The sequence below is a fragment of the Pontibacterium sp. genome (assembly GCF_041587635.1).
Classification (GTDB): Bacteria; Pseudomonadota; Gammaproteobacteria; order Pseudomonadales; family Balneatricaceae; genus Pontibacterium.
In genome coordinates, this window is record NZ_JBFGYC010000100.1 from 1 (window position 1) to 9338 (window position 9338).

Below are 9338 nucleotides of genomic sequence, written 5' to 3' on the forward strand. Positions count from 1 at the left end.
ACTAAAATTGTTTTATTTTCACCGAATTCAAGAATCATATTACCGCAACATCATTAATCCCGTTCTATCAGGTATAGTTATAAGAACATTACACGCATCTGTAAAACCACTCGCCCCGGCACCCAACTTACGCCATGAAGCGAACACAGGGCGCACATATCAAGCTCGGTATGGGATGTTGAGTTCATGATGTCATTCTCTAGTAACACGCGCTTTCTAGTCATACTGATTGTGGTTACAGTCCTGCTATCAGCCTCTGCTGTCGTCTATGTCGATCAAGCTCACTACCAGGCAAAACGCCACGCGATTAAAAACACCGCGACCGGATTTGCGAGCCAGATAAAACAAAACGTGGACCATGCGCTCTCCGCGACTTATGCACTTGCAACCTTCGTTCGTCAAAATCAAGGTAACGTTGAAAATTTCGACCAGGTCGCCTCAGAACTCCTCAACTACTATCCAAGCGCGACGGCCATTCAGCTGTCACCAAATGGCATCATCAGCCACACCCATCCGTTGAAAGGCAACGAACGTGCACTTGGATACAACCTGCTGCAAGATAAACGGCGGGATGACGCGGCATTTCGCGCCTTGAAAACAGGCCAGCTCACGCTGAGCGATCCGTTCACTCTGGTACAGGGTGGACTCGCAGCAGCCGGGCGACTACCCGTTTTTCTTGAAACACATGAGCAAAAGAAACAGTTCTGGGGTTTCAGCAACGTACTGATTCGCTTTCCCGATGTACTGGAAAACAGCAAACTTCATACTTTGGACGAACAAGGCCTCGCGTATCGTCTTTTTAGTGTCGATCAGCATTCTGGCATACCTATGCTGCTCGCCCAATCAGAAGCCCCTATAAGTGACAGCCCTATCTCTGTACCGATTTCTGTGCCGGACGGTAAGTGGCAACTCGAAGTCACCCCCGTGTCCGGCTGGCGTAATGGCTACTGGCTGTTGTTGGATATCGTAGCAGGCCTGTCCTTTTTCCTGCTGATTGTTGTCACCATACTGTTGATAAAGAAGTTACGACAGGACCAAGCCACGCTTAAACATGCGGTTGACGAGCGCACTAAAGCCCTCAGTACAACATTGAAACATACAGAACTCGCTCTGAGAGCAGCACGCCAAAGCTGGTTTGAGCTGGATATGAGTAGCGGCGAGATCTGGGTTGGCGATGAATACCCCATCCTGCTCGATTACGACCCGGATGAATTTCAAACCGATATGGCCACCTTACGCAAAGGTGTTCACCCAGACGATTTGGATCAACTGATAGAGATGCTGGAAGGTTGCGCATCTACAGGCAAAACGGCAGAGATCGAATTTCGCCGCCGTACCAAAAACGGTTATTGGTTATGGCTGCACGCCATTGCAGAAGTTGTCTCGCTAACCGACAAAGAGAAACCGGGGCGCGTGATGGGTGTTGTCACCGACATTTCCCGCCGTAAGCACACCGAAATTCTCGAGTCTGCACGCCTTAAAGTGTTGGAACAACTGGTCCAGAACGTTCCGCTAGACACCATTTTCATGTCGATCATCAGCATGATCGAAGACACTAGCCGCGGCGCGCTGTGCAGCATCCTACTGCTCGATAACGAGAAGAAACACCTGCACATGGGCGCAGCACCAAATTTACCGGATTTCTACAATGAGGCGATTGAAGGCATTGCTATTGGTAATGGTGTGGGCAGCTGCGGTACGGCTGCGTTTCTGAAGGAACGCGTTATCGTAGAAGATATCAATACGCATCCCTATTGGGCACCTTATACCGAACTGGCCCAACAAGCGGGATTAGCATCATGTTGGTCTGAACCCATTCTACATGGTGATGGTGAGGTTTTCGGTACCTTTGCGATCTATCATTCGACCCCCTCAACACCCAATCCTCAAGACCTTGAGATCATTAACTTTGCTGCCCGCCTAGCAATGTTGGCTATAGAAAAAACCCGTACGGATACCCGACTGAATCTATTGTCCAATGTTTTCGAGGAAGCAGAAGAAGGCATTATGGTCACGGATGCCCATGCCCGCATTGTCGACATCAACCCGAAGTTCTGCGAGATCACAGGATACGCACGGGAAGAAGCCCTGCATCAGAACCCAAATATGCTCGATTCAGGAAAACAGGATAAATCCTTTTACAAAGAGCTCTGGCGGGATTTGCAACAGAATGGCTCCTGGCGCGGCGAGATCTGGAACCGTCGCAAAGATGGTGAATTGTACATCGAACAGCTGACCATCTCTGATATCAGCAATGCGTCCGGTGAGATCACCCACTACGTTGGCATCTTCTCTGATATCACCCAGCTGAAAACTCAGCAGCAGGCGCTAGAGATGATGGCTTATCACGATGTTCTGACGCAGTTACCCAATCGCGTCCTGCTAACCGATCGATTCCAGCAAGCCACCGCCCGCTGCAATCGTACCGGCAGCCTGCTTGCGGTTTGCTTTTTGGATCTGGACAACTTCAAACAGGTCAACGACCACTACGGTCACAACGTCGGTGACCAGCTGCTGGTACAGGTATCCGAACGTATCCTCTTCTGTATTCGAGATGAAGATACAGCGTCTCGTTTAGGGGGTGATGAGTTTGCCATTCTGATCGGAGATATACACTCTACCGAAGATTGTCGAGAAGCCCTGAACCGTATACACACGGCAATCAGCGAACCGTTCTTTATTGATGGACATGAGCTGCACATTACCGCATCCAGCGGCATCACTATATATCCACACGATCAGGTGGATATCGACACCCTACTGCGCCATGCAGATCAGGCAATGTACCGAGTCAAGCTGGGTGGTAAGAACAATTTTGATATGTTCAACGCCAAAGACGATCAGCAACTGATCGAGACCCACAATAAACGTCGCGATATTGAACACGCGCTCCGCGAGAGGCAGTTCGTACTCTATTACCAACCTAAGGTAAACATGTGCACGGGTGACGTGTGGGGCGTTGAGGCTCTGATCCGCTGGAATCACCCAGACAAAGGAATACTGCCACCCTTTAGCTTCCTTCCCGCCGTGTCAGGCACCAATCTTGAAATTGAGATTGGCAATTGGGTCATAAACGAAGCCCTCTCTCAATTAAGCAAATGGCACAAGGCAGGACTGAAACTGGAAGTCAGTATCAACGTTTCTGCATTTCATCTCCTGTCTCCGGGTTTCGAGTCTGAACTTACCGTCAGCCTGGCCGAATACCCACAGATCGATACGCAGTATATCCAGCTGGAGATACTGGAGAGTACGGACTTCGGAAACCTTCAGGCGATTAATACGATCATCGAGAGCTGCCAGAACAATCTTGGCGTGAGCTTCGCCCTGGACGATTTTGGTACCGGATTCTCCTCACTGGCGCATTTACGCAACCTGACCGCTGACAACATTAAGATCGATTGCAGTTTTGTCACCCATCTGATGTCCAGCCCGGACGATTTTCGTATTGTCGACGGCGTGATCCGACTCGCCGAAGCATTTGACCGTAATGTTATTGCCGAAGGTGTAGAGACTGTTTGGGAAGGGTTGATGCTGTTGCTGATGGGCTGTGAGAATGCACAGGGATACGCAATTGCCCGTCCAATGCCTGCAGAAAATCTACCTGCATGGCTAAAAAGCTTCAAACCCTTCGATGCATGGCAGAGCTTTAAGGGTCGCAACCTGACGCAACGCCAGACAATGATTGAGCTGTTTCAGCTCTCCCTCGATTACTGGACAACGGAATTCGAGCACGCATTAAAATCCGACCCTGTGCTTGAGTACACGTGGCCAATCGCTGATCAGCAACACTCGCATTGTTTTGCCTGGGGCGAACGCTGCCGGAAAGAACATTTGATCCATGAAAACGTTTTGCGTGATATGGAAGACCGCCGGGAACACGTTCATGCTTTGGCCCATGAAATCGAAGATCAATATCGAAACGGTGACGTTGATCAGGCGCGTTTGCGCCTTCCGGAGCTCAAGGAGCTGATTGATGATGTTCGTCAGCAGATCGATGCCCTCTAAGCGAACATTTAAAGCAAAAAAAGGAGAGCAGTTGCTCTCCTTCTAAGTTCGCTATTCCAATCGGGCTTTCAGATCAGGCCGCGACTTCTTCACATTTCAGTAAATGAGCACGCTGCTCCAGCAACGTTTTATCCAGCGAGTACAATGTATCCAGAATGTGCATATGCAAACTGCCTGGACCTTCGGATTTTGCAGCGGCAATTTCGCCTGCAACGGACAACGCCAGCAACGCCTGAACAGTCGCATCAAACCCTCGACGGTTAACCGCCAGGAACGTCGCAACAAACGCTGTAGCCGCACACCCCATGGCAGACACACGGGTCTGCATTTCGTCGCCGTTCGCGATCATCAGGGCTTTAGTCCCATCAGTTATAATATCGGCTTCACCGGTCTGCGCGACAACAGCTCCGGTCTCCTGAGCCAAAATCCAGGCTGCGTCAGGACTATCCCGCCCTACCAACGCTTTGATTTCAGCGATATTGCCGCGGATAACGGTAGGTTTCAGCTCCAGCAGTTCACGTGCATATTCGCACCGCTTTTCTGATGCATGGGCAGAAACCGGATCAAGCACCCACGGACGGTGGTAATCATTGGCCGTTTCGATCGCCGGAATAATAGCGGCCTTGCGCATAGCATCCAACGTACCAATATTGATACTCAGCGCATCGGAACTCGCAACAAACTCACGAATCTCATCAATACCCATCGTCAGGGAAGGTCGGGCACCAACGGCCAGCAAAATATCAGAGGTAAAATCCATAGCCGCCGTATTGGTAATACACTGCACACGGGGTTTCTGCTGAACAATCATCGATAGCATGGTTGCGCAGGAACGCGCGTAATCCAGATTACTCTGGGACTCAACATCAAACACTTTAAATACGGTTGACATATACGGCCTCCGATAAGGATCTGAATGCAGCGCCGACGCTGCAATCGGCTAAATTTGTTGCAAGGCAACCACCAGCTGGGTTCGGTTTTCTACTTCAAGTTTTCGCAGGATGCTCGACATATGCGTTTTGACGGTATGTTCCGTCAACGACATCTTGTCAGCGATCTGCTTGTTACGCAGACCGCACTTCACCAAGCTCAGGACCTTGTTTTCCTGATTGGACAACCGACACAGGGCATACCCAAGGCGGGTCTTTTGTGCGCCCCACTGGTCCAGTGACACTTTTTCGTTGAAGCGCCAGGTACCACCCGCAAGAATCTCACGCAATGCCTCACCCAATTCACTCAACGGTGCTGTTTTGGCGACAACACCATCGACACCACTCATGCGCGCACGGCGCATCAACGCCACATCGGTATCATCGGTGAGCATCAGCAGGCGGGCATTGTTGTTTTGCTTAAAGCGTGCCAGAGCTTCCAGCTCAACCAGCCCCGGAAGACGGGCATCCACGATAATCATCATTGCCCCCTGCACGCCTTCAACAGCGCGCTGCAAGCTGTCGAAACATCCGACAGTCTGGGAAACGACAGTAATACCGGACTTTCCCATAACCAGCTCTACACCCAATGCATAAAGCGGTGATGAATCAGCAATAATGATTTTCATGGTCGCGCCCTGTTAGCTCAGTTCGCGCTGTAGGCGAGCACGTTCTTCATCTGTGTACTGAACGTAACCCACGGGAATATGGTCATTGATCGCTTCGCGTACCTGCTGTGCGTCTTCAGCAGAAAAACCACCACACATCTCAATAAGCTGTATACCTTTGGTGAGCATCTCCTGCGCGACCATCACGGCTTGCGATACATCAGAAACACCAGAAACTGACATATCAAAGTTTTCACTGTGTATGCGGGCGTGGTGTTTAAACATTTCAAGATCGGCGCTTTTAACGATAAAACCATAACGCTGTAACGGCATGTCGCACTCCATTGTATTCTTATAATTTGAACGGCATAGGTTCATTAAAGACCGGTTACATGAAATCGATTAGAGCCAGAACTTTTCAGATTTTAGAGCCAGCCAATTTACAAGGCAGTACAGGCTATATTAACCGCCAAATCGCATCATATCGGTGCAACTTATGCCAGAGAGGGGTACGCAGGAGAAAATGAAAAAGAAAGGCGCTCCCCCTCAAAGGAGGAGCGATTTAGCCAAATCAGGCCGATTAGAAGGTGTAATTCATCATCAGTCGGAGTTCATCGATATCACTGTAGGCATCTGCCTCGATATGGGCGTAACGCACACGGAAGCTCATACCCTGCAAGCTACCGTCCGGCAGTGTATAGGTCACATCCACGTTGGTTTCCGTTTCATCCACTTCGGTGGTACCGACCTCATAGGTACCCTCCGCGTGGCGAATCCATCCACTCAAACCCGGTACATTCGGAAACTGGTAGTCTGCACGCAGCTGCCAAGAGTCCTCATCGTCACGGTTGAAGTCGTTAAATTGGATCGATTGCCACGTAGTATGCAAAGTCTGATCACTTCCCCCCCAACCGAAATCATACGCATCATCGCCACCGATCGTCTGGAAGGACGCCAGCAGCTTCAGGTTGCCCATCGAATAGCGCGCGGCAATATTGGTCATGGTGGAGTTATAGTCAGGATTCGAATACAGATTCCCTTCTGCCTCACCATCATAGTGATAGAAATCCAACAACAGGCTTCTCATGTCGCCCAAGTCAAACGTGTAGTTGGTATTCAAGTATATCTGGCGTTGATAATCGTCCGCATAGCCGTAGGACGCATGAACACCTAAGCCATTCTCAGCCGTATACCTCCCCCCTACGACGACGATCTCGTAGTCCTCGCCATTGGAGGTAAACTCTTCAAAAGAAAGATCAGACCGGGTGCGGGCCTCATCACTATAAACCGCATAAAATTCCGCACTATCAACGCTGCCGGTCAGCATCGCTACTTGGTGAGCACCGGGAGTAGAACGAATATCCGGATCATTTAGCAGCGGCAGCCCCATGATCACCCGCCCCACACGCACGTCGACGCCATCAGCTATCGCAAGGTCAACAAATGCCTGGCCTATCTTAGCCGAGCTCGTGGTTCCCCCATCACTTTCGACGCGTAATACATCTGTACCTGCATCGTTATTTCGACCGTCCAGTTTTATATTGACCAACCCAGTCAATCCTACTCGTAAACGCTCTGCGAACGTCGGGGACATATAATCTGCCCTGAACGCCTGCGCCATCGCAACCCTGTCTTCAGGCCCTTCTCGGAAGTCACGATTAAAGTAGAAGGTTCGAGTACTGAGCGAAAACTCAGCCTCATCAGCAGCACTAACAAAAGGCACTGTCGCAATGGATGCAACCAGTACCGCACTATTTACCAGAGTCTTTGGAAAGTTAGCCATACTTAGATCCTGTCCTATCAACACGTTAGTTGTTCAGTCAGTTGTGGCTTTCCGGTCAAAGTAGAGTGTCGGATTCTTTGCAGAAGGGGGTGCGCACAGAATACACACACGCCAGACACGATAGCCAAACCAAATAGGAGGGGCAAAGCGCATCCCCTTCAGATCGTAAAGCTGCCTGGAGCTCATTCTGCTGTTAATAAAACAGTAGATCCGTGCGCCAGAGCCCCAGAACACGTATACCTAGCATAGTTCATATTTCTGGAATGATTTATTCTCAAGTGCCTGAAGTAGGCATAGGACGGGGCTTAGCGATTCATTTTGGACGTATAAGCAGCGCAAAAACGCGAAAGAAAAGCCCGCCCCTCCCGGATAGGAGGAGCGGTAAATTCAGCATCATGCCGAATAGAGTTAACGCAGGGTTAAAAAGAACGGATAGGAAAACAATGATTGAGTTGAAATCACTTTTGGGACATATCGAAGAGTCACGTCTCGGTAAAAGACATTAACCTTCCGCGGTTTGCGCCTGTACCACCGTAATGGCAATGACGTTTACCACATCATTGGCGCTGCAGCCGCGCGACAGATCATTTGCCGGTTTCTTCAAACCCTGCAAAATAGGACCAATTGCGTCTGCTTTACCAATACGTTCAGCCAGCTTGTACCCAATATTCCCCGCCTCAAGATTCGGGAAAATCAGTACGTTAGCGCGACCATGTGTTTCTGAGGCCGACACTTTACGCTCGGCAATTTCTGCCACGATGGCAGCATCAAGCTGTACATCACCATCGATCGCAAGATCAGGCAGTTGCTCTTTCACCAGACGAGTGGCTTCAACCACTTTATCCACGGCGGCGTGCTTAGCACTGCCACTGGTTGAGAAGGACAACATCGCCACTTTTGGTTCTTCGTTGAGCAACGTACGTGCACTGTTCGATGCAGACATCGCAATCTGCGCCAACTGCGCGGAGTTCGGGTCAATCACCAGGCCACAGTCAGAGAAGATCACGCCGCCTTTAAGCTCATGAAACGATTCACACAACATCATCAGGAAGAAGCTGGAGATCATGCTGCTGTTCGGCGCCATACCAATAATCTGAATCGCCGCACGCACCGTGTCACCCGTGGTATACACCGCACCACACACTGAACCATCAGCATCATCCAGGTGCACCATCATCTGGGCAAAGTGCAAAGGGTCACAGATCAGCTCAGCGGCTTTATCTTCGGTCATACCCTTCGCCTGACGCAGACGAAACAGCTCTGCGGCATATCGATCAGCGGATGGAGATTCCGACGGATCAACCAGTGTAATGCCGTCCAGAGTCACGCCCTGCTCAGCTGCGTTGGACTGGATGTTAGCAACATTACCCAGCAACGTGATTCGTGCGATTCCGCGCTCAGTTGCGGTCGCAGCAGCTTCGATAATACGTGGGTCTTCACCTTCAGCCAGAACAATGGCACGCGGGTCATCACCAGCACGTTTAAAAATATTATTGAGGGCCTTCATCCGGTTACTCCTTAGGTAGATTGAGAGGAGCCTCTGAATAAACCACTCACTGCCCGCGAGCAGAGAACGGGCGTGTAACACTGACCAGACAAGCAGCAAGTGGTTTATTCAGAAGTTCCTAACGCTTAGGTCAGGAAAGAACCGGAGGCCATACGGCCTCCGGTTTTATAGATCTGGATAACTCAGACTTATGTGAAGTCTTTGTATTTTTCCAGGTGACGAACTGGCTTGGACAGTGCGTCGCGGCGGAACGGGTCGCCCAGCTCACGAGTACACATGATCTCGATAACAGTTGTCTTGCGGTTTTCCATCTGGTCGTTCAGTGCAGCAGTCAGAGCAGGACCAACATCTTCCAGCTTGTCTACGGTTACACCTTCAGCACCCATGGAGCGTGCGATTTCTGCGAAGCTTGGGTTTTCCAGCTCGCCTGCTACGAAGCGACGGTTGTAGAAATCAACCTGGTTCTTCTTCTCTGCGCCCCACTGACGGTTGTGGAATACGATAGA

7 protein-coding genes are annotated in these 9338 nt (G+C 50.4%); 1 reads left to right on the forward strand and 6 read right to left on the reverse strand.

Going from position 1 to position 9338, the window contains the following annotated elements:
• Positions 1-186: 186 nt before the first annotated feature.
• Positions 187-4005, forward strand: coding sequence for an EAL domain-containing protein (locus ABYW01_RS07260; protein WP_372831819.1), 3819 nt, complete (start codon positions 187-189; stop codon positions 4003-4005).
• A gap of 73 nt (positions 4006-4078) precedes the next feature.
• Here ABYW01_RS07260 and thiM read toward each other — a convergent pair whose 3' ends face one another.
• The 6 genes from thiM to ABYW01_RS07290 all read right to left on the reverse strand — a co-directional run.
• Complete coding sequence (gene thiM, locus ABYW01_RS07265) at positions 4079-4897, reverse strand: hydroxyethylthiazole kinase (RefSeq protein ID WP_372831820.1); 819 nt, start codon at positions 4895-4897, stop codon at positions 4079-4081.
• 48 nt (positions 4898-4945) lie between these two features.
• Positions 4946-5563 (reverse strand): LuxR C-terminal-related transcriptional regulator, encoded by a 618-nt coding sequence (locus tag ABYW01_RS07270; RefSeq protein ID WP_372831821.1) that lies wholly within the window; start codon positions 5561-5563, stop codon positions 4946-4948.
• A gap of 12 nt (positions 5564-5575) precedes the next feature.
• Positions 5576-5875 (reverse strand): DUF6506 family protein, encoded by a 300-nt coding sequence (locus tag ABYW01_RS07275; RefSeq protein ID WP_372831822.1) that lies wholly within the window; start codon positions 5873-5875, stop codon positions 5576-5578.
• A 247-nt stretch (positions 5876-6122) separates the two neighbouring features.
• Complete coding sequence (locus tag ABYW01_RS07280) at positions 6123-7325, reverse strand: OprD family outer membrane porin (RefSeq protein ID WP_372831823.1); 1203 nt, start codon at positions 7323-7325, stop codon at positions 6123-6125.
• A 502-nt stretch (positions 7326-7827) separates the two neighbouring features.
• Positions 7828-8832 (reverse strand): phosphate acetyltransferase, encoded by a 1005-nt coding sequence (pta, locus tag ABYW01_RS07285; RefSeq protein ID WP_372831824.1) that lies wholly within the window; start codon positions 8830-8832, stop codon positions 7828-7830.
• Between the two features lie 188 nt (positions 8833-9020).
• A partial coding sequence (locus ABYW01_RS07290; protein ID WP_372831825.1) for a thiamine pyrophosphate-dependent enzyme occupies positions 9021-9338 on the reverse strand: 318 nt, incomplete at its 5' end.